This is a genomic window from Bradyrhizobium sp. CB1015 (genome assembly GCF_025200925.1).
Taxonomy (GTDB): Bacteria; Pseudomonadota; Alphaproteobacteria; order Rhizobiales; family Xanthobacteraceae; genus Bradyrhizobium.
Window position 1 is genome coordinate 28,119 of record NZ_CP104174.1, and the last position, 19,571, is coordinate 47,689.

General features: G+C 65.0%; 19 protein-coding genes. 11 read left to right on the forward strand and 8 right to left on the reverse strand.

Annotated features, from left to right (window positions below):
• The first annotated feature begins 7 nt into the window (after positions 1-7).
• The 4 genes from murJ to N2604_RS00130 all read left to right on the forward strand — a co-directional run bounded on the left by murJ (position 8) and on the right by N2604_RS00130 (position 4,347).
• Positions 8-1,558, forward strand: coding sequence for a murein biosynthesis integral membrane protein MurJ (gene murJ / locus N2604_RS00115; protein ID WP_260373277.1), 1,551 nt, complete (start codon positions 8-10; stop codon positions 1,556-1,558).
• A 260-nt stretch (positions 1,559-1,818) separates the two neighbouring features.
• Complete coding sequence (gene trpS, locus N2604_RS00120; RefSeq protein ID WP_260373278.1) at positions 1,819-2,871, forward strand: tryptophan--tRNA ligase; 1,053 nt, start codon at positions 1,819-1,821, stop codon at positions 2,869-2,871.
• Positions 2,872-2,972: 101 nt separating this feature from the next.
• On the forward strand, positions 2,973-3,467 hold the full coding sequence (locus N2604_RS00125; RefSeq protein ID WP_172787987.1) for a universal stress protein: 495 nt from the start codon (positions 2,973-2,975) through the stop codon (positions 3,465-3,467).
• Between the two features lie 310 nt (positions 3,468-3,777).
• Entirely contained in the window at positions 3,778-4,347 is a 570-nt protein-coding gene (locus tag N2604_RS00130) for a NifU family protein (protein WP_260373279.1), read from the forward strand.
• Between the two features lie 5 nt (positions 4,348-4,352).
• Here the strand turns inward: N2604_RS00130 and N2604_RS00135 are convergent, their stop codons facing one another.
• Entirely contained in the window at positions 4,353-5,387 is a 1,035-nt protein-coding gene (locus N2604_RS00135) for an aspartate-semialdehyde dehydrogenase (RefSeq protein ID WP_260373280.1), read from the reverse strand.
• 116 nt (positions 5,388-5,503) lie between these two features.
• Here N2604_RS00135 and N2604_RS00140 point away from each other — a divergent pair, with 116 nt between their 5' ends.
• Positions 5,504-6,292 carry a hypothetical protein gene (locus N2604_RS00140; protein WP_260373281.1) on the forward strand — a complete coding sequence of 263 codons (789 nt, stop codon included), beginning with the start codon at positions 5,504-5,506 and terminating at the stop codon, positions 6,290-6,292.
• A gap of 156 nt (positions 6,293-6,448) precedes the next feature.
• A complete protein-coding gene (locus tag N2604_RS00145) occupies positions 6,449-6,850 on the forward strand; it encodes a hypothetical protein (RefSeq protein ID WP_260373282.1) in 402 nt (133 codons plus the stop codon).
• 74 nt (positions 6,851-6,924) lie between these two features.
• Here N2604_RS00145 and N2604_RS00150 read toward each other — a convergent pair whose 3' ends face one another.
• Complete coding sequence (locus N2604_RS00150; protein WP_260373283.1) at positions 6,925-7,563, reverse strand: DapH/DapD/GlmU-related protein; 639 nt, start codon at positions 7,561-7,563, stop codon at positions 6,925-6,927.
• Between the two features lie 115 nt (positions 7,564-7,678).
• Complete coding sequence (gene leuB / locus N2604_RS00155) at positions 7,679-8,791, reverse strand: 3-isopropylmalate dehydrogenase (protein WP_260373284.1); 1,113 nt, start codon at positions 8,789-8,791, stop codon at positions 7,679-7,681.
• A 234-nt stretch (positions 8,792-9,025) separates the two neighbouring features.
• Between leuB and N2604_RS00160 the strand changes: the two genes are divergently transcribed.
• The gene (locus tag N2604_RS00160; protein ID WP_260373285.1) at positions 9,026-10,228 is read left to right on the forward strand and encodes an MFS transporter; all 1,203 of its coding nucleotides are present in this window, start codon (positions 9,026-9,028) and stop codon (positions 10,226-10,228) included.
• Between the two features lie 73 nt (positions 10,229-10,301).
• On the opposite strand, the gene N2604_RS00165 is transcribed toward N2604_RS00160, so the two are convergent.
• From N2604_RS00165 to N2604_RS00180, 4 genes are all read right to left on the reverse strand, one after another.
• Positions 10,302-11,084 carry a molybdopterin-binding protein gene (locus N2604_RS00165; RefSeq protein WP_260373286.1) on the reverse strand — a complete coding sequence of 261 codons (783 nt, stop codon included), beginning with the start codon at positions 11,082-11,084 and terminating at the stop codon, positions 10,302-10,304.
• Between the two features lie 70 nt (positions 11,085-11,154).
• On the reverse strand, positions 11,155-11,784 hold the full coding sequence (locus tag N2604_RS00170; protein WP_260373287.1) for a cytochrome b/b6 domain-containing protein: 630 nt from the start codon (positions 11,782-11,784) through the stop codon (positions 11,155-11,157).
• A 182-nt stretch (positions 11,785-11,966) separates the two neighbouring features.
• Complete coding sequence (locus N2604_RS00175; RefSeq protein WP_260373288.1) at positions 11,967-12,521, reverse strand: fasciclin domain-containing protein; 555 nt, start codon at positions 12,519-12,521, stop codon at positions 11,967-11,969.
• A gap of 385 nt (positions 12,522-12,906) precedes the next feature.
• Positions 12,907-13,668, reverse strand: a complete 762-nt coding sequence (locus tag N2604_RS00180; protein WP_260373289.1) for an SDR family oxidoreductase — start codon at positions 13,666-13,668, stop codon at positions 12,907-12,909.
• 87 nt (positions 13,669-13,755) lie between these two features.
• On the opposite strand from N2604_RS00180, the gene N2604_RS00185 reads away from it, so the two are divergent.
• The gene (locus tag N2604_RS00185; RefSeq protein WP_260373290.1) at positions 13,756-15,285 is read left to right on the forward strand and encodes a malonyl-CoA synthase; all 1,530 of its coding nucleotides are present in this window, start codon (positions 13,756-13,758) and stop codon (positions 15,283-15,285) included.
• Between the two features lie 184 nt (positions 15,286-15,469).
• Here the strand turns inward: N2604_RS00185 and N2604_RS00190 are convergent, their stop codons facing one another.
• A complete protein-coding gene (locus N2604_RS00190) occupies positions 15,470-16,330 on the reverse strand; it encodes a sulfite exporter TauE/SafE family protein (protein ID WP_260373291.1) in 861 nt (286 codons plus the stop codon).
• Positions 16,331-16,851: 521 nt separating this feature from the next.
• Between N2604_RS00190 and sdhC the strand changes: the two genes are divergently transcribed.
• From sdhC to sdhA, 3 genes are read left to right on the forward strand one after another with little or no spacing between them, the layout of a single operon-like run.
• The gene (sdhC, locus tag N2604_RS00195; protein WP_260373292.1) at positions 16,852-17,250 is read left to right on the forward strand and encodes a succinate dehydrogenase, cytochrome b556 subunit; all 399 of its coding nucleotides are present in this window, start codon (positions 16,852-16,854) and stop codon (positions 17,248-17,250) included.
• The gene (sdhD, locus tag N2604_RS00200) at positions 17,247-17,663 is read left to right on the forward strand and encodes a succinate dehydrogenase, hydrophobic membrane anchor protein (protein WP_246504571.1); all 417 of its coding nucleotides are present in this window, start codon (positions 17,247-17,249) and stop codon (positions 17,661-17,663) included. The genes sdhC and sdhD overlap by 4 nt, the downstream gene beginning before the upstream one ends.
• Before the next feature lie 3 nt (positions 17,664-17,666).
• Entirely contained in the window at positions 17,667-19,502 is a 1,836-nt protein-coding gene (gene sdhA, locus N2604_RS00205; protein WP_260373293.1) for a succinate dehydrogenase flavoprotein subunit, read from the forward strand.
• The last annotated feature ends 69 nt before the right edge of the window (positions 19,503-19,571 follow it).

Sequence of the window (19,571 nt, forward strand, 5' to 3'; positions counted from 1 at the left end):
GAGAGCAATGATCCGCTCCTTCCTGACCGTCTCGACGGGAACGCTGGCCTCGCGCCTCCTGGGTTTTGCCCGCGATTCCCTGATTGCGGCGCTGCTCGGCACCGGCGCCGTGGCGGACGCGTTTCTGGCGGCGTTCCAGCTCGTCAACGTGGTGCGGCGGCTGCTCAGCGAGGGCGCGCTGAACGCGGCGCTGATCCCGGCCTGGCTGCGGGTGCGGGACCGCGACGGGGCGGCGGAAGCCGCGGCGTTCGCCGGGCGCGTGCTCGGCACGGTCAGCGCGGCGCTGATCGCGATCTCGCTGCTGATCGCATTGTTGATGCCGCTGATCATGACGGTCATCGCGCCGGGATTCCTCGGCAGCGGCACGCTCGATCTCTCGGTTGAGAACGCGCGGCTGATGCTGCCTTATCTCGCCTTCGCCGGTCCCGTCACCGTGCTGATGGGACTGCTCAACGCGCAGGGACGCTTCACGCTGACGGCATTCTCGCCGCTGCTGTTCAACATTGCGCTGATCGCCGCGATCGCGATGCTGCTTGTCGGGCGCGCAGAGGCCGGCTTCGCCGCGTGGATCCTGGCGGCGAGCGTCGGCCTCGCCGGCCTGCTGCAACTCTTGATGCTGCTGTCGCAGCGAAGCGCGCGCCTGGCGACACCGCTGCGTGTCAGTTTCGACAAGGAGATGCGCGGCTTCTTCGCCAAGGCGATCCCCGGCATGATCGCAAGCTCAGGGCCGCAATGGCTGATGGTGGCGGGTGCGATCATCGCGTCCGCGACGCCGTCCGCGGTGTCCTGGCTCTATTTCGCCAACCGCCTGATCGAGCTGCCGCTCGGCATCGTCGGCGTCGCCATGGGCACCGTGCTGGTGCCGGAGCTGACGCGCGCCGTCGCTAGCTCCGATCGCGACGCGGTGGCGCATGCCGAATCCCGCGCCCTGGAGCTTGCGGCCGGGCTGGCGCTGCCGGCGACGCTCGGCCTGATCGTGCTCGCCGAGCCGATCGTGCGGCTCTTGTTCGAGCATGGCGCGTTCGCCGCGGAGGACAGCGCGGCCACCGCGCGCGCGCTGATGTGGCTGGCGCTGGGCCTGCCGGCGCATGTGCTGATCAAGGCGCTGTCGCCGGCGTTCTATGCCCGCAGCGACACGATGACGCCGCTGCTGGCCACCGCGATAGGTTTCATGGTCGCTGTCGTGCTGGGCGTCCTGCTCGGCCATTTTTTCGGCGCGAGCGGGATCGCGGCGAGCATCGCGGCGGGCGCCTGGAGCAGCACGCTCTCGCTGCTCCGAAAGGGCGCGGGCGAGTTCGGCTTCTCGATCGACGCGGCGGCCCGCACGCGATTGCCGCGGATCGTGCTCGCCGCGCTCGCCATGGGCGCCCTGCTCTGGCTGACCGCGGGACTGCTGCCGGCCGAGACCCATGGCTTCAAGATCCATGGCTTGACCAAATTCGTCGTGCTGGCTCTGCAGATCGCGGCCGGGATCGCCGTCTACGGCCTGCTGCTGCAGATCCTCGGTGCCGCCTCCTGGCGCGAGGCGGTTAACGCATTGAAACGACCCTCTCGCTAGAGAGCGCGCCTTCTCTTCACCTCTCCCATTGGGAGAGGTCGATTTGCGCAGCAAATCGGGTGAGGGGACTTGGTCCCACGAGAGGCCGCAGCCCCTCACCCGTCGCTTCGCGCATAGCCGAAGCTCCGCTTCGGCGTCGTCTTTTAAGAACGGCCGCCGTATGGCGGCCTATGCTCTCCCCATGGGAGAGGTGGAAAGACCCTTGACGGGGCAGCGCCGCTGTTGGAAACGACGGCCGAATACCTATGGGAAGGCTGACCATGCCATTCGTTGAACGGGTCTTTTCGGGCGTCCAGCCGACGGGCAATCTGCACCTCGGCAATTACCTCGGCGCGATCGTCAACTTCGTGAAGATGCAGGAAACCCACAATTGCATCTATTGCGTCGTCGACATGCACGCGATCACGCAAGGGGTGGACGTCTGGGGCGGGCCGGTCGAGCTCGCGCGCAACACCCGCGAGGTGACCGCGGCGTTCATCGCGGCCGGCATCGACCCGAAGAAGCACATCGTGTTCAACCAGAGCCAGGTCTCCGGTCATGCCGAGCTCGCCTGGATCTTCAACTGCGTCGCACGCATGGGCTGGCTCGGCCGCATGACCCAGTTCAAGGAGAAGGCCGGCAAGGACCGCGAGAACGCCTCCGTGGGCCTGTTCGACTATCCCGTGCTGATGGCCGCCGACATTCTGCTCTATCGCGCCACCCACGTTCCCGTGGGCGAAGACCAGAAGCAGCATCTCGAGCTCTCGCGCGACATCGCGCAGAAGTTCAACAACGACTTTGGCGACTCGATCCGCGCGCAGGGCACCAATGACGGGCTGTTCTTCCCGCTGCCGGAACCCTTGATCACCGGGCCGGCGACGCGCGTGATGAGCCTGCGCGACGGCACCAAGAAGATGTCGAAGTCGGACGCCTCCGACAATTCGCGCATCAATCTCACCGACGATGCCGACACCATCGCGCAGAAGATCCGCAAGGCGAAGACCGATCCGGAGCCGCTGCCGACGGAAGAGAAGGGCCTGGAAGCGCGGCCCGAGGCCGACAATCTGGTCGGCATCTTCGCCGCGCTGTCCGGCCGCTCCAAGGCGGACGTGCTGCGCGATTTCGGCGGTGGCCAGTTCTCCAGCTTCAAGAACGCGCTGGCGGAGCTGTGCGTGACAAAACTCGCGCCGATCGCCGGCGAGATGAAGCGCCTCGTCGCCGACCCCGGCCATATCGACACGATCCTGAACGACGGTTCGGACCGGGCCCGCGCCATCGCTGACGAGACGATGAAGCTCTCCAAGGACATCGTCGGCTTCATCCGCCGGCGCTAAGGCGCGCTTCGCCGGCTGGCGCGACGGCGCCGGCCGCTTCGCCTCTCCCAAACATTGCGGGAGTGTGGCAGCATGCCCTCCGTGCAGAATCCGGGACATGCATGACCAGCAAGCGACTTTGCTACGAGCCGGGCCACAAACCCAAATGCCTCGTCATCGTCGACGACAGCGCCGAATGGGATCGCGCCGTCTATTACGCCAGCCGCTGGGCGATCCGTGCCGGCGGCGGCGTCGTGATGCTGCGCATCATTGAGCCGGAACAGCAGAGCCAGGAATGGCTGGGGGTGGCCGACATCATGCGCGCCGAGGCGCAGGAAGCCGCCGAAGCCGCGCTCGACCGCGCCGCGGGGCGCGCCAACGGCATCGCCGCCATCACGCCGGAGCGGGTCATCCGCGAAGGCGAAGCGTTGGAGCAGCTGCTGGCCGTGATCGACGAGGACCCCGATATCGCCATGCTGGTGCTCGCCGCCAATCCCGGCGCGGAAGGGCCCGGACCTCTGGTTTCGCTGCTCGCGCATGCGCTCGGCACGTTCCCGGTGCCGGTGACGATCATCTCAGGCGCGCTGAGCGACCAGAGCGTGGATTCGCTGTCGTAGCGACGGTGCTCCTCTTACCCTCCCCTGGAGGGGGGAGGGTCGGCTCATGTTGAGCGAAGCGAGGCATGAGACGGGGTGGGGTGACGGTCTCTCCGCGTGGGACGCTGCCCGAGTGGAGAGATCACCCCACCCCGCTCGCGCTGCGCGCGATCGACCCTCCCCCTCCAGGGGAGGGTAAGGAAGAACCTCACTAACCCGCTGATATGACAGCAGAACATCATTCCCTCCCCTTGACCGTGCGTTCGCCGTCGCCATCTGCTAGGGGATAGAGCACGCGCCGGCCTTGAACCGGCGACGTCTGGAGAAAACCATGTTCATTCAAACCGAAGCCACCCCCAATCCCGCCACGCTGAAGTTCATTCCTGGCCGCGTCGTGGTCGACGGCAGCCCCATGGAATTTGCGAGCCGCGAAGCGGCCGCGCGTTCGCCGCTCGCCGAAAAGCTGTTCGACGTGCCCGGCGTCACCGGCGTGTTCTACGGATCGGACTTCATCACCGTGACCAAAGCGAGCGGTGAATGGCAGCAGCTCAAGCCCGCGATTCTCGGTGCCATCATGGAGCACTACATGTCGGGCGCGCCGCTGCTTGCCGGCGGCGAAGCGCACAGTGAGGCCGATCTCGACGACGAGGACGAGTTCTTCGACGAGGCCGACGCCGAGACCGTGGACATGATCAAGGACCTGATCGAGACCCGGGTGCGGCCGGCAGTCGCCAATGACGGCGGCGACATCACCTTCCGCGGCTTCAAGGATGGTATCGTCTATCTCAACATGAAGGGCGCCTGCTCCGGCTGCCCGTCATCGACGGCGACGCTCCAGCACGGCATCCAGAACCTGCTCAAGCACTTCGTGCCTGACGTGGTCGAAGTCCGGCCGATGTAAGCCGGTTACGCCGCCTTCTGCTTCGCGGTGATCAGCTTGCGGTTGATCAGCACTTCCGCGATCTGGATCGCGTTGAGGGCGGCGCCCTTGCGTAAGTTGTCGGACACGCACCACAGCACGAGGCCGTTCTCCACGGTCGCGTCCTCGCGGATGCGGCTGATGTAAGTCGCGTCCTCGCCGGCCGCTTCATAGGGCGTGGCGTAGCCGCCGGGCTCCTGCTTGTCGATGACGAGGCAGCCGGGCGCCTTGCGCAGGATCTCGCGGGCTTCGTCGGCGCTGATCGGGGACTCGAACTCGATGTTGACAGCCTCGGAATGGCCGACGAACACGGGCACGCGCACGCAGGTGGCGGAAAGCTTGATCTTGGGGTCCAGGATCTTCTTGGTCTCCGCCATCATCTTCCACTCTTCCTTGGTGTAGCCGTCCTCCATGAAGACGTCGATGTGGGGGATGACGTTGAAGGCGATGCGCTTGGGGAATTTCTTCGCGACCAGCTCGTCATTGGTGTAGACGGCCTTGGTCTGCGAGAACAGTTCGTCCATTGCGTCCTTGCCGGCGCCCGACACGGATTGATAGGTCGAGACCACGACGCGCTTGATCGTCGCCTTGTCGTGCAAGGGCTTGAGCGCGACTACGAGCTGCGCGGTCGAGCAGTTCGGGTTGGCGATGATGTTCTTCTTCTTGAAGCCTTCGGTGGCGGCCGCATTCACCTCCGGCACGATCAGCGGCACGTCCGGGTCCATGCGCCAGGCCGAGGAATTGTCGATCACGACCGCGCCGGCGGCGCCGATCTGCGGCGACCATTCCTTCGACACCGATCCGCCCGCCGACATCAGGCAGATGTCGACGTCGGAGAAGTCGTAATGCTCGAGCGCTTTGACCTTCAGGGTACGGTCGCCATAGGAGACCTCGACGCCGACGCTGCGGCGCGACGCCAGGGCCACGACCTCGTCCGCGGGGAATTTGCGCTCATCCAGGATGTTGAGCATTTCCCGACCGACATTGCCGGTCGCGCCGACGACTGCGACTTTGTAACCCATCGTTCACTCTCCGATGAAAAAGCCCGTTCCCGAAGCTGACGCTTAAACAGGAAGAGCAGCGCTTCTATGCGAGAACCGGCCTCAAGACAACGTGGGACCATGCCTGAAGGCCGTGGATGCAGTCGCCTGAGGCCAGCACGGCCGTTAGCCCTACCCAGATCCAGCTGACGCTCTTGGCCTTTGCCGACGAGGTCGTCGGTACGCTGGCGCATCTGGTCGCCTATGTGGTGGCGCTCGCCCTGTTTGCCATCCTCGCCCTCGCAGGCCTGGGACAGCTGCCTGACCTGCGCGGCGATGGTCCTGCGGACAAGCCGGGCTGGAGCACGGCCGAGCGCTCGCACCCGGCGTTCGCCGTCAGCCGGAACGATTCGTCAGAGAAAACAGCCTCTTACACCATCTTTCGGCACCCCGAAGGCGGCCGTAGGGACGTGCTGCGCTGGACCGACGCGGCGGACAAGCCGGTGGCCGAGCTCGAAATCTACCGCCTCGGCGCCGAATTCGACGTGACACGGCCGGCAGCCGCGGGCTTGGCCGCTCAGATCGGTTTGGGTGCGGGTACCCCGCTCGAGCAGGCCGGCCTGATCGACACCAAATTCGGCCCCGTTGCCCTGTTCCGGCCGGTCGGCGCGGTGGAGGGGGCGCGGGCCTGCCTCGGCTATCTCAAGCGCTACGAGGAGCCAGGCTTGCAGATCTCCGGCTTCTCCTGCCAGGGCGACAGCTTGCCCGCCCGCCGTGCGGCGATCGCCTGCACGCTGAACCGGCTGACGCTGCTGGCTTCGGGCAACGAGCCGAGGCTGGCGGAATTGTTCGCCCATGCCGAGCTCAGGCGCCGTGGCTGCAGCCCCCAGGGCTCGCCGGACTGGCTGCTCGGCGCAGCGAACGCGCAATTGCGCGGAGCGCTTTGATCGGCATCAAGCTCAAGTGGCTGGTTTGCATGCAACTTTTGCCGACGCGCACGATTATTCCGAGCTGGTGTGACCCAATTGACCTAGTTGCGTCCGCCCCGGCCGGGCTAGTATGGGGTGAAATCGACTGGCGGCCTGCCGCCTGAAGGGGACGTGATGAGCTTGAAATTTGCTGGTGTAAACAAGTTGGCCGCGAACAAACTGGCGACATTGCTTGCGGCGGGCGCCGCAATGGCCATCGCGTTCGCGACCCCGGCCTCCGCCGACACCAGGACCAAGCAGCGCTATGACGAGCGCGGCCGGCCCTATTACGGCCCGAGCGGCCCCAACGCGGTCTACCAGCAGGGCCGCACCCGCATCTATGTGAGCAAGCGCTCCTGGCTCGACGGCGGCACCGAGGTCAATCCGGGCGACCGCAAGTTCACCGACTACGCCTTCCCGCCGGCCGTGGGCTATCCGTCCTTCGCCCGCGAGAACCTCAACCGTCCGATCGACCGCCAGCCGCTCTCCCCGCCGCAGGATGTCGGCGGTTATCCGCAGAACTTCCCGCTGTACTGAGGCGGGCAGCGATCCGAATCAAAATGGCCGGGCTCACGCCCGGCCATTCTTGTTTTTCGCGAGGTGCGTCCGCCTTACGCGTTGGCTGCCGGGTCATAGCGCCGGCAAAATTCCTCGATGGCCTCGGAACGGAAATCGGCTAAGCGCTCGAAGATCAGCGCATCCGGCCAATCCCACCAGGCAATGCGGCGCAGGCTTGCGGCAACAGAATCGTCAAAGCGCTTGCGGATGGAACGGGCGGGAACGCCACCGACGATGGTGTAGGGCTCGACATCGCGGCTGACGACCGCGCCCGCGGCGATCACCGCGCCGTCGCCGACGCTGACGCCCGGCAGCAGGATGGCGGCGTGGCCGATCCAGACGTCGTTGCCGACGATGACGCGATCGCCGCGGCGATCCGCGAAGAAGTCGCGGTCGCGCGTCGCGCCCGCCTCGTAATATTCGGGGACATAGGTGAAGCGATGCTGCGAGGGACGGCCCATCGGATGGTTCGGCGCGCCGATCCGCACCGAATTGGCGATCGCCGTGAACTTGCCGATCGCCGCATCGGCGACGTCGCAATTCTCGCCGAGATAGGTGTAGTCGCCGAGCGAAGCATATTCGATGCGCGTGCCCGCGAGCACCTCGCAACGCCGCCCGATCCGCGCCTCGCGCAAGCGCACCGTCTCATGGACGACGGTTTCCGCGATTTTGGGGCGGGGTGAGGCATCCATGAGGGAGCTCCGAGTGCCGTAGCCCGGATGGAGCAAAGCGCAATCCGGGAAGGTCTGTCCGCAGGGAGAGAACCCGGATTTCGCTGCGCTCCATCCGGGCTACGATTCCTCCGCCCTACGCGTGCAGCTTCTGCAATTCCTTCAGGATCGCCTCGCCCATCTGCGTGGTCGAGGCCGACGTGGTGCCTTCCGACTTGATGTCGGCGGTGCGCAGGCCGCTGGCGAGCACGGCGGCGATGGCCTGGTCGACCTTGTCGGCGAGATCGCCCATGTCGAAGGAATAGCGCAGCGCCATGCCGAAGGACGAGATCATCGCGATCGGGTTGGCGAGGCCCTTGCCGGCAATGTCGGGCGCCGAGCCGTGCACGGGCTCGTACAGCGCCTTGCGCTTCTTGGTCTTGACGTCGACCTCGCCGAGCGAGGCCGAGGGCAGCATGCCGAGCGAGCCGGTCAGCATCGCCGCGATGTCGGAGAGCATGTCGCCGAACAGGTTGTCGGTGACGATGACGTCGAACTGCTTCGGCCACTTCACCAGCATCATGCCGCCGGAATCGGCGAGCTGATGCTCGAGCGTGACATCGGGATATTCGCGCTTGTGGACCTGGGTCATGACCTCGTTCCAGAGCACGCCCGACTTCATGACGTTGCGCTTTTCCATCGACGTCACCTTGTTCCTGCGCTTCCTGGCAAGCTCGAAGGCGACGCGGCCGATGCGCTCGATCTCATAGGTGTCATAGACCTGGGTGTCGATGGCGCGCTTCTGGCCGTTGCCGAGATCGGTGATGGTCTTGGGCTCGCCGAAATAGACGCCGCCGGTGAGCTCGCGCACGATGACGATGTCGAGTCCCTCGACCGCCTCGCGCTTCAGGCTGGAAGCATCGGCCAGCGCCGGATAGCACACGGCGGGACGGAGATTGGCGAACAGCGCGAGGTCCTTGCGCAGGCGCAGCAGGCCGGCTTCGGGGCGTACCTCGTAAGGCACGGCATCCCACTTCGGGCCGCCGACCGCACCGAAGATCACGGCGTCGGCGTCCTTGGCCTTGGCCATGTCGCCCTCGGAGATCGAGACCTTGTGCGCGTCATAGGCCGAGCCGCCGACCAGGCCGGTGTCGGTCTCGAACTTGGCGATCCCGGCCGAATTGAGCCAGTCGATCAGCCGCTTCACCTCGCCCATCACCTCGGGGCCGATACCGTCGCCGGGGAGCAGCAGCAGTTTGTGGGTCGCCATGGTCGTTCCTCTCAATAATACCTCGTCATTCCGGGACGCGCCGTCTGAGGCGCGGGCCCGGAATCCATACTCCCGATCGTGGTTATGGATTCCGGGCTCGCGCTCCGCGCGCCCCGGAATGACGGTCGGCGGGAGTGCTAGAGCGGCGTTGCGTGCTTGGCAAGACACCATTGCCGGGGTGCGGCTGTGCAAGGCGGGCAGGGCCTGCCACACTGGGCGGGCCGGAGTATCCCCTTGCACGCACCTGACCGCGCCCTGCCCGACGCACATCCCGCGCGGCTGATCCTGACACTGTCGCTGGCAGCGACGGTCGGGCTCGGCATCGGCCGCTTTGCCTATGCGCTGGTGCTGCCCGACATGCGCGAGACCCTCGGCTGGTCCTACTCGGCGGCCGGTTTCATGAACACGATCAACGCCGTCGGCTATCTCGTGGGCGCGCTGGTGGCGTCCCGCCTGATCCAGCGCGTCGGCTGGGCCGCCGCGATCCGCGGCGGAACCCTCGCCTGCGTCGCCGCGCTTGCGACTTGCGCACTGACCGGCAATTTCGTGGCGCTGAGCCTGGCGCGCCTGGTGCTCGGCCTGGGCGCAGCGGCCGGCTTCGTCGCCGGCGGCGCGCTTGCCGCCACCATCGCCCAGTCGCGTCCGAACCGGGCCAATTTCCTGCTGAGCTTGTTCTATGCCGGGCCCGGCATCGGCATTCTGTCCTCGGGGCTGATCGCCCCGTTCACGTTGCAATATTTCGGGCCGGGCTCGTGGTGGATCGTCTGGTGGGCGCTGACGCTACTGTCTGTCGCAATGACCGTGCCGCTGTTTCTGATCCGCATCGAGAGCGGCGCACGCTTCTCCGAAGGCAGCCACACCTCGTTCGCGATCCTGCCGGTGCTGATTTATCTGGCCGGCTATTTCCTGTTCGGCGCCGGCTACATCGCCTACATGACCTTCATGATCGCCTATGTGCGCGACGGCGGCGGCGGGGCCGCGGCGCAGGCGGCGTTCTGGAGCCTGATCGGCCTATCCGCCTTCGTGACGCCCTGGGCCTGGCGCGGCGTGCTGGCGCTCGATCGCGGCGGGCTCGCCACCGCGATCATCCTCGGCACCAACGCGCTGGGCGCAGCCCTGCCGATGCTCGGGCATTCGCCGGCCTGGCTCGCGATCTCGGCGATCGTGTTCGGCGTCGCCTTTTTCGCCGTGGTCGGCTCGACCACCGCCTTCGTGCGCTTCAACTATCCTCCCGAAGTGTGGCCGACCGCGATCGCGGCGATGACGATCTCGTTCGGCGTCGGCCAGACGCTGGGGCCGATCGTGGTCGGCGCGATCACCGATGCGCTGGGGAGCCTGTCGTATGCACTCAATTTATCGGCGGCGCTGCTGGCGCTCGGGGCGGTCGCGGCGTTGTGCCAGCGCAAGGTGGGGCCGAAAGCGGCGAATGGCGAATAGCGAATGGCGAGTCGAGAGCGGATTGGCTTCACTGCTTCCCTATTCGCTACTCCCGATTCGCCATTCGCCTTATTCAGCTCCCACTGAACGAATTATACCCCTGGTCTTCCCAATAGCCGCCCTTGTAGTCGTTGGTGACTTCCATCGAGACCACGTATTTCGGGTTCTTGAAGCCGAGCTTGGTCGGCACGCGGATCTTCATCGGGAAGCCGTAGGCGCGCGGCAGGATTTCGTTTGCGTATTTGAACGTCATCTGCGTCTGCGGATGCAGCGCGCTGCGCATGTCCAGCGGGGAGTTGTAGCCGTCCTTGTCGGCGCACTGGAACCAGACATAATTCGCGCGTGTATCGGCGCCGACCAGTTTCAGGAAATCGCGCAAGGGCGTGCCGGTCCAGCTGCCGATCGCGCTCCAGCCCTCGACGCAGATGTGGCGGGTGATCTGCGTCACCTGCGGGAGCTTGTAGAGCTCCTCCAGCGTCCAGGACTTCTTGTTGTCGACGCGGCCGCGCACCTCGAGCTTCCAGTCTGCGGCCGAGACCTCGGGCGCGTCGTCGAGATCGTAATAGGCGTTGAACGGGAACGGCTTGGTGATCGCGCTTTCGGGGAAGGTCGGCGCCAGCGCGTCGGGATTGAACATCCAGGCCTGCACCGCGTCATTGAACTTCGAGACCTTCGCCAGCATGGTCTCGGCCGAGGACGAATCGATCACGTCGCAACCGGTGAGCAGCGTCAGCGCACCCAGACTGGCGCCGCCCGCGATGAAGCGGCGCCGGGCGAGGTCGGGCATGGTCTTGATGGAATCCTTGATCAGCAGCCGCTTGTCGACGCCGGGGATCAGGAACGGACGTTTGGCCATGTTCTCCTCACATATCCATTTTGAGCATGATCTTGTCGGAAAACCGCTTCACACTTTTCCGGATCATGCTCTAGCGACCGATGATCATCGCGCGCAGACTCTTCGGCACGAGCAGCGCAAGCAAGACGTGAACGACCAGAAACGCGCAGATCGCGGCCATGCAGAAGAAGTGGACATAGCGCGCGGCCGGATAATCGCCGAACAGCATCACAAGATAATAGAGCTGCACGGGCTTCCATATCGCAAGGCCCGACAGCACGATCAGCACGCCGACCACGATGATGCCGGCATAGAGCAGGCGCTGCACGTAATTGTAGACGGTGAGATCGTCATGGCCGAGCTTGAACGTCAGCGCAGCCCTGACGTCGTGGAGCACGCCCGATGGCGTGATCGGCAGCAGCTTCTTGCGGAAGCGGCCGGTGGCAAAGCCGGTGACGAGATAGGCGAGGCCGTTGATCATCAACAGCCACATCGCGGCGAAGTGCCAGAGCAGGCCGCCGCCGAGCCAGCCGCCCAGTGTGTATTCGCGCGGAAAACTGAAGCCGAACAGCGGCGAGGCATTGTAGATCTGCCAGCCCGACAGGATCATCAGGATCATGGCGAAAGCGTTGACCCAATGCATGACCCGCACCCAGGCCGGCTGGATCACTTTGGACTTGGTAGCCGTGACCTGCTCGTCGGTGACTGTGAGGCTCGCCATGGCGGGTTCCATCCTGAGGTCGTGTGACAGCAATTATACGGCGGTGTTTCGGCTTTCGTTACATCCCGTCCGCCATCGAATCGATGCCGTCGGGCTATTGTGGTCACAAAAAAGCGAGCCGGGTATCCCCGGCTCGCGGTCTGAAACCATCCTGTTCGGGGATGAAACAGGATCGCGCGGTGTTACGACGCCGGCATCAGCACGGTGTCGACCACATGGATCACGCCGTTGGACTGGTTGACGTTGGAGATCGTCACCATCGAGGTGCCGCCCTTGGCGTCGACGATCCAGACCTTGCCGTCCATCTTCTTGACCGTCAGCTCCTCGCCTTCGGCGGTCTTCAGCTTCTTGCCGTCGGTGAGGTCGGAGGCTTCGAGCTTGCCGGGCACGACATGGTAGGTGAGGATCTTGGTGAGCGTCGCCTTGTTCTCGGGCTTGACCAGGTTGTCGACGGTGCCGGCCGGCAGCTTGCCGAAGGCGGCGTTGGTCGGCGCGAACACCGTGAACGGGCCCTTGCTTTCCAGCGTCGGCACCAGGCCGGCGGCCTTCACCGCCGCCACCAGCGTGGTGTGGTCCTTGGAGTTGACCGCGTTCTGGACGATGTTCTTCGAGGGGAACATCGCGGCGCCGCCGACCATGACGGTCTTTTCCTCTGCGCTTGCAGGCGCGACGACGGTCGCGGTGATGGCCAGGGCGCTGAAGGCGGCGGCAGCGAGATAGGCAATGCGCTTCGACATGAGAGAGTCTCCCGATTGAATTGAGACCGGCGATGGCCGGCGTTGAGTTGGGGCAACAACGGCGCCTGCGACAGTTGAGGGTGATGCAGCAGTGCCGTCGTTGGACCGAACTACGGGAGGGTTTGCGGGGCGGTTTCGAGGAAAAATTCTTTGTGATGGGTGAAACTATCGGCGGGGATGTTCGTGGGGTCCATTCGCCGTCATTGCGAGGAGCCTTGCGACGAAGCAATCCAGACTGTCTCCGCGGACGCATTCCTGGATTGCTTCGCTTCGCTCGCAATGACGGTGCGTAGCCCGGATGGAGCGTAGCGTAATCCGGGATTCTCGTGCGGGGATCGAACTGTCCCGGATTGCGCTTCGCTCCATCCGGGCTACGAACTACGTCTCATTCCCTGTTGTTCGGGGTCTGAATGAATCCGCGATTATGCGTCGGGCTGATCAGCACTTCGTTGATGCAGACTCTGGCCGGCATGCTCGCGATGAAGGCGATGGTGCGGCCGAGGTCTTCGGATTGCAGCATCTTCGCCTGCTCCGCCTCGCTCGGCACCACCGGACGCAGCTTCAGGATCGGCGTCGCCACCTCGCCCGGCATCAGGCAGCAGGCGCGCAGGCCGTTGACGCATTCGTCCATGTTGAAGGAATGGGTCAGCGCCAGCACCGCATGCTTGGTGGTGGTGTAGGCCGGGCCCGGCATCTTCGAGACATGGCGGCCGGCCCAGGACGAGACGTTGATGATGGAACCGTCCTGCTGCTTGCGCATCGTCGGCAGCACGGCGCGCATACAATAGAGCACACCGTTGAGATTGACCTGGACCAGCTTGTCCCAGCCCTCCAACTCCATGTCCTTCCAGCTGCGCTTAGGGACGTTGATGCCGGCATTGTTGACGAGCAGGTCGATGCGGCCGTGCTTCGCGACGATCTGGTCGGCCGCCTTCTGGGCTGCGGCCGCGTTGGAGACGTCAAGCGCAATGGCCTCGGCCGCCCCACCGGCCCTGGTGATGTTCGCCACCACGGCATCGAGGGCTGACTGCCGCCGGCCCGAGACCACCACCGTCCAGCCGTCGGCAGCTAACGCCTCGGCACCGGCCTCCCCGATCCCGCTGCCACCGCCCGTGACCCAGGCCACGCGTTTCCCGTTTTTTGACATGCAAACTGTCTCCGTTGCTTCATCGGGGCGGTTTTTGCTAATCCAGCCCTCGGTTTTGACCGGCCTCAAGCCGGCGAGGAATGTTGCATGAACCAAGCTGCCAACGCCAACCTGTTTTCCCGCCTGTTCGACGGCCTCGCCGATCCGAAGCGGCTCGCGATCGAGACGCATGACGGCGCCCATATCAGCTATGGCGATCTGATCGCGCGTGCGGGCCAGATGGCCAACGTGCTGGTCGCCCGCGGCGTGAAACCCGGCGACCGCGTCGCGGTGCAGGTGGAGAAGTCGGTCGCCAACATCGTGCTCTATCTCGGCACGGTGCGCGCCGGCGCGGTCTATCTGCCGCTGAACACGGCCTATACGTTGAACGAGCTCGACTACTTCATCGGCGATGCCGAGCCGTCGCTCGTGGTCTGCGATCCCTCCAAGGCGGAGGGGCTCGCGCCGATCGCCGCCAAGGTGAAGGCGAAGGTCGAGACGCTCGGGGCTGACGGCAAGGGCTCGCTGACGGAGGCCGCCGACAAGGCGAGCAGGGAATTCACGACGGTGCCGCGCGAAAGCGACGATCTCGCCGCGATCCTCTATACCTCGGGCACCACCGGCCGCTCCAAGGGCGCGATGCTGACGCACGACAATCTGGCGTCCAACTCGCTCTCGCTCGTCGATTATTGGCGCTTCACCGACAAGGACGTCCTGATCCACGCGCTGCCGATCTACCACACCCACGGCCTGTTCGTGGCGACCAACGTGACGCTGTTCGCGCGCGCATCGATGATCTTCCTGCCGAAGCTCGATCCGGACCTGATCATCAAGCTGATGGCGCGCGCCACGGTGCTGATGGGCGTGCCGACCTTCTACACCCGTCTGCTGCAGAACCCGGCGCTGTCGCATGAGACGACGAAGCACATGCGACTGTTCATCTCGGGCTCGGCGCCGCTCTTGGCCGAGACGCATCGCGAATGGTCGGCGCGCACGGGACATGCCGTGCTCGAGCGCTACGGCATGACCGAAACCAACATGAACACCTCGAATCCATACGACGGCGAGCGCGTGCCCGGCGCGGTCGGCTTTCCGCTGCCGGGCGTCTCTGTGCGCGTGACCGATCCCGAGACAGGGAAAGAGCTGCCGCGCGACGAAATCGGCATGATCGAGGTGAAGGGACCGAACGTCTTCAAGGGCTATTGGCGCATGCCGGAGAAGACCAAGGCCGAGTTCCGGCCCGACGGCTTCTTCATCACCGGCGATCTCGGCAAGATCGATGCGAAGGGTTACGTGCACATCCTCGGCCGCGGCAAGGATCTCGTCATCTCCGGCGGTTTCAACGTCTACCCGAAGGAAATCGAGAGCGAAATCGACGCCATGCCCGGCGTGGTCGAGTCCGCCGTGATCGGCGTGCCGCATGCCGATTTCGGCGAGGGCGTCACGGCGGTGCTGGTGCGTCAGCCCGGCGCGAGCATCGATGAAGCAGCCGTGCTGAAGGGCCTCGACGGTCGCCTCGCGAAATTCAAGATGCCGAAGCGGGTCTTCGTGGTCGACGAGCTGCCGCGCAATACGATGGGCAAGGTGCAGAAGAACGTGCTGCGCGAGACGTACAAGGATATTTACGCGAAGAAATAGGGGCTCGCCGCAGTCGTTGCAGTGACGGGCATCCACATAGTGTACTGGATGCCCCGGCTTGACCGGGGCATCCAGTACGCTGCGGCCTCTCGGCTCGATCAATGCTGTCTCTGGAATACTGGATCGCCCGATCAAGTCCGGCGATGACAGCGGAATGTTCGATGTGGGGTTCGGCCTAAGCCGGCTACTGCCCGCCGACCAAGCTCAACACAAACCGGCTGCCGACGATCAACAAATAGCACCCGAACGCCATCTCCAGCGTGCGCTTCGACATGGCGTGTGCGGCTTTCACGCCGAGCGGCGCCGTGACGAGACTCATCGGCATCACCAACACGGCGCCGATCAGCGAGACGTAGCCGAGCGCGAATGGCACTTGCAACGCCGCGACAGCCGGATAGTTCGCCGCTGCAGGCCAACCGGCATAGATGTAGCCGAGTGCGCCGGGGATGGAGATGAGCACCGCGAGCGCCGAGGAGGTCGCGACCGCCTGATGAATGGGACGGCTGTAGAACGTCATCAACAGGTTCGAGAACAGGCCGCCGCCGATGCCCATCAAGGTCGAGAGGATGCCGACACCGAAGCCGTAGGCGCGCATCAACGGGCCCTTCGGCAGGTCATTGCCGAGCTTCCAGGCCTCGCGCGCAAAGATCAGGCGGATCGCGGCTGACCAGGCGACGGCGACGAACACGATTTTGAACAGCCGCTCCGGCGCGAAGCGCGCAACCACGCTCCCCGAGACGACGCCGATCAGGATCGGCAGCCACCAGACCCGCAGGATCGTTATGTCCACCGCGCCGCGCCTGTAATGCGCCTGGAACGAACGGATCGAGGTCGGGATGATCACCGCGAGTGAGGTGCCGACGCAGAGCGGCATCCGCACCTCCAGCGGCACGCCGGCGAGACGGAAGCATTCGTAGAACACCGGCACGAGGATCGCGCCGCCGCCGATGCCGAACACGCCGGCCAGGAATCCCGAGAGCGCCCCGGTTGCGATCAGCAGCAGCGCTAGCTCGATGATGTCCTTGATTTCAAGACCTGCAATCACCCCAGACCTGCCCGGCACCCGGTCTGCCCGCTCGATACGCAGGTTCGGAGCCGCCCGCGACGGTAGCTGTAGGCGATCCGATCCAGCTGGTCGACACGTCGCGCGGCCCGGCTGGGGTGGAATGCAGGGTGCGCATATCCGGCCGCGCCGCGTGAACCGGTGCGCGTGCCGAGAACCGCGCTGAGGCGGCAGCCGGGCCGCTTCACCCCCGGCATCGTCCCCTCACACCTTACGGCCACACGGCGTCGGGACGGCTTAGAGGCGTTCCAATAGTGATTTCAATGCGCCATACGACCACAACGAAAGGATGAATACCGATTCTGATATTCGTTGGCGGACCGATATTCTGGTATACCAAGACCTTGATTGGCCTTGGTTCATCAACACCAAAGAGCTGAACGTGCGTTCGGTTTATGGCGATTTGGTGATTGCGCCGGCCAAATCGACTTCGTAAATAGAGCCGACCTTTCGCGATCTCCGCGCGCCCCATGCTGGGCCGCAACAAACATCAAAAGCCGCCCATGACCGCACGGATCGAACGACCGCTTTCGCCGCACATCCAAACCTATCGATGGACGCTGACGATGGCTCTGTCCATCCTCCATCGCGCCACCGGTATCGCCCTCTATCTCGGAACCCTGCTGCTGGTCTGGTGGCTGGTTGCCGCGGCCTCCGGCCCGGCCGCCTATGCCCATGTCCAGGCCTTCTCGGGGAGCATCATCGGCCGGCTGATCGTGTTCGGCTACACCTGGGCCCTGATGCACCATATGCTCAGCGGCATCCGGCATTTCGTCTGGGATCTCGGCTACGGCTTCAAGGCCAATGAGCGCGAAGCGCTGACCTGGGGCGCCCTGATCGGCGGCGTCGCGCTGACGGTGCTGATCTGGATCATCGCCTATGCGAACGGAGGCGGCCGATGAGCTTTGACGAATCCCACGGCTCTCCGAAGCGTCCCTCGATGCGCACGCCGCTCGGGCGCGTCCGCAATCTCGGCGCCGCGCATTCCGGCACGACCGATTTCTGGCGCCAGCGCATCACCGGCGTCGCCATGACGCTGCTGATGATCCCCGCGCTGGTGATCATCATGATGCTGCTCGGCCGCAACCAGGTCTACGCGGCGCAGACCCTGAGCTCCATTCCCGTTGCGGTGATCCTGCTGCTCTTCATCTTCGCCAGCGCCTGGCACATGAAGATCGGCATGCAGGTGGTGATCGAGGACTACGTCCATAACGAGAAGCTGAAGCTCACCGCGATCATGCTCAACAATTTCTTCTCGGTCGCCGTGGCGCTCGCCTCGACCTATGCGATCCTGAAGCTTTCTTCCGGAGTGTAACCCATGGCCGCTGAGACGAATGGCAAGGGCAACGGCGCTCCCGCCACCAACGGAAAAGCCTATCCGATCGAAGACCACACCTACGACGTCGTCGTTGTCGGCGCCGGCGGCGCCGGCCTGCGCGCGGTGGTCGGCTGCAGCGAGGCCGGCCTCCGCACCGCCTGCATCACAAAAGTGTTTCCGACGCGTTCGCACACGGTCGCGGCGCAGGGCGGCATCTCCGCTTCGCTCGGCAACATGCACAAGGACGACTGGCGCTGGCACATGTACGACACCGTGAAGGGGTCGGACTGGCTCGGGGACCAGGATGCGATCGAATACATGGTGCGCAACGCGCCCGACGCGGTCTACGAGCTCGAGCATTGGGGCGTGCCGTTCTCGCGCACCGAGGACGGCAAGATCTACCAGCGTCCGTTCGGCGGCATGACCACCGAGTTCGGCAAGGCCCAAGCGCAGCGCACCTGCGCCGCCGCCGACCGCACCGGCCACGCCATGCTGCACACGATGTACGGCCAGTCGCTGCGCCACGCCGCCGAGTTCTTCATCGAGTTCTTCGCCATCGACCTGATCATGGACGACCAGGGCACCTGCCGCGGCGTCGTCGCGCTCAAGCTCGACGACGGCACGCTGCATCGCTTCCGCGCCCAGACCACGATCCTGGCGACCGGCGGCTACGGCCGCGCCTATGCGTCCTGCACCTCGGCGCACACCTGCACCGGCGACGGCGGCGGCATGGTGCTGCGCGCCGGCCTGCCGATGCAGGACATGGAGTTCGTGCAGTTCCACCCGACCGGCATCTACGGCTCGGGCTGTCTCGTCACCGAGGGTGCGCGCGGCGAAGGCGGCTATCTCGTCAATTCCGAGGGCGAGCGCTTTATGGAGCGCTATGCACCTTCGGCGAAGGACCTCGCCTCGCGCGACGTGGTCTCGCGCGCGATGACCATCGAGATCCGCGAGGGACGCGGCGTCGGCAAGAAGAAGGACCACATCTTCCTGCATCTCGACCATCTCGATCCCGCCGTGCTCGCCGAGCGTCTGCCGGGCATCTCGGAATCGGCCAAGATCTTCGCCAATGTCGACGTAACGCGCGAGCCGATCCCGATCGTGCCGACCGTGCACTACAACATGGGCGGCATCCCCACGAATTATCACGGCGAGGTGCTGACCAAGAAGGACGGCGACGACAACGCGGTGATCCCCGGCCTGATGGCGATCGGCGAAGCCGCCTGCGTCTCCGTGCACGGCGCCAACCGCCTCGGCTCCAACTCGCTGATCGACCTCGTCGTGTTCGGCCGCGCCGCCGCGCTGCGCCTCGCCGAAAAGCTCACGCCCAACGCCAAGCAGCCCGAGCTGCCGGCCAACTCGGCCGAGATGGCGCTCGGCCGTCTCGACCATTACCGCTATGCCTCAGGCGGCACCCCGACCGCAAAGCTGCGCGAAGGCATGCAGCACGTGATGCAGAACAATTGCGCGGTGTTCCGCACCGGCGAAGTCCTGAGCGAAGGCCAGAACCTGATCGCGAAGGTCCACAGCGGCATCACCGACATCGCCGTCTCCGACCGCTCGCTGGTGTGGAATTCGGACCTCGTCGAAACGCTGGAGTTCGACAACCTGATCTCGCAGGCGGTGGTGACGATGAACTCGGCCGCCAACCGAACCGAGAGCCGCGGCGCTCATGCCCGCGAGGACTTCTCCGAGCGCGATGACAAGAACTGGATGAAGCACACGCTGGCCTGGCTGGACGATGCCGGCAAGGTCAGGATCGAGTATCGCCCGGTTCACAACTACACCATGACCAACGACGTGCAGTACATCGCGCCGAAGGCGCGTGTGTATTGATCGAACAGTAGCCGTCATTCCGGGGCGATGCGCAGCATCGAACCCGGAATCTCGAGGTTCCGGGTCTGG

Coding starts and splice junctions, on each gene's coding strand:
- murJ (WP_260373277.1), top strand. CDS start 8: ATGATCCGCTCCTTCCTGACCGTCTCGACGGGAACGCTGGCCTCGCGC.
- trpS (WP_260373278.1), top strand. CDS start 1,819: ATGCCATTCGTTGAACGGGTCTTTTCGGGCGTCCAGCCGACGGGCAAT.
- N2604_RS00125 (WP_172787987.1), top strand. CDS start 2,973: ATGACCAGCAAGCGACTTTGCTACGAGCCGGGCCACAAACCCAAATGC.
- N2604_RS00130 (WP_260373279.1), top strand. CDS start 3,778: ATGTTCATTCAAACCGAAGCCACCCCCAATCCCGCCACGCTGAAGTTC.
- N2604_RS00135 (WP_260373280.1), bottom strand. CDS start 5,387: ATGGGTTACAAAGTCGCAGTCGTCGGCGCGACCGGCAATGTCGGTCGG.
- N2604_RS00140 (WP_260373281.1), top strand. CDS start 5,504: ATGCAGTCGCCTGAGGCCAGCACGGCCGTTAGCCCTACCCAGATCCAG.
- N2604_RS00145 (WP_260373282.1), top strand. CDS start 6,449: ATGAGCTTGAAATTTGCTGGTGTAAACAAGTTGGCCGCGAACAAACTG.
- N2604_RS00150 (WP_260373283.1), bottom strand. CDS start 7,563: ATGGATGCCTCACCCCGCCCCAAAATCGCGGAAACCGTCGTCCATGAG.
- leuB (WP_260373284.1), bottom strand. CDS start 8,791: ATGGCGACCCACAAACTGCTGCTGCTCCCCGGCGACGGTATCGGCCCC.
- N2604_RS00165 (WP_260373286.1), bottom strand. CDS start 11,084: ATGGCCAAACGTCCGTTCCTGATCCCCGGCGTCGACAAGCGGCTGCTG.
- N2604_RS00170 (WP_260373287.1), bottom strand. CDS start 11,784: ATGGCGAGCCTCACAGTCACCGACGAGCAGGTCACGGCTACCAAGTCC.
- N2604_RS00175 (WP_260373288.1), bottom strand. CDS start 12,521: ATGTCGAAGCGCATTGCCTATCTCGCTGCCGCCGCCTTCAGCGCCCTG.
- N2604_RS00180 (WP_260373289.1), bottom strand. CDS start 13,668: ATGTCAAAAAACGGGAAACGCGTGGCCTGGGTCACGGGCGGTGGCAGC.
- N2604_RS00185 (WP_260373290.1), top strand. CDS start 13,756: ATGAACCAAGCTGCCAACGCCAACCTGTTTTCCCGCCTGTTCGACGGC.
- sdhC (WP_260373292.1), top strand. CDS start 16,852: ATGACCGCACGGATCGAACGACCGCTTTCGCCGCACATCCAAACCTAT.
- sdhD (WP_246504571.1), top strand. CDS start 17,247: ATGAGCTTTGACGAATCCCACGGCTCTCCGAAGCGTCCCTCGATGCGC.
- sdhA (WP_260373293.1), top strand. CDS start 17,667: ATGGCCGCTGAGACGAATGGCAAGGGCAACGGCGCTCCCGCCACCAAC.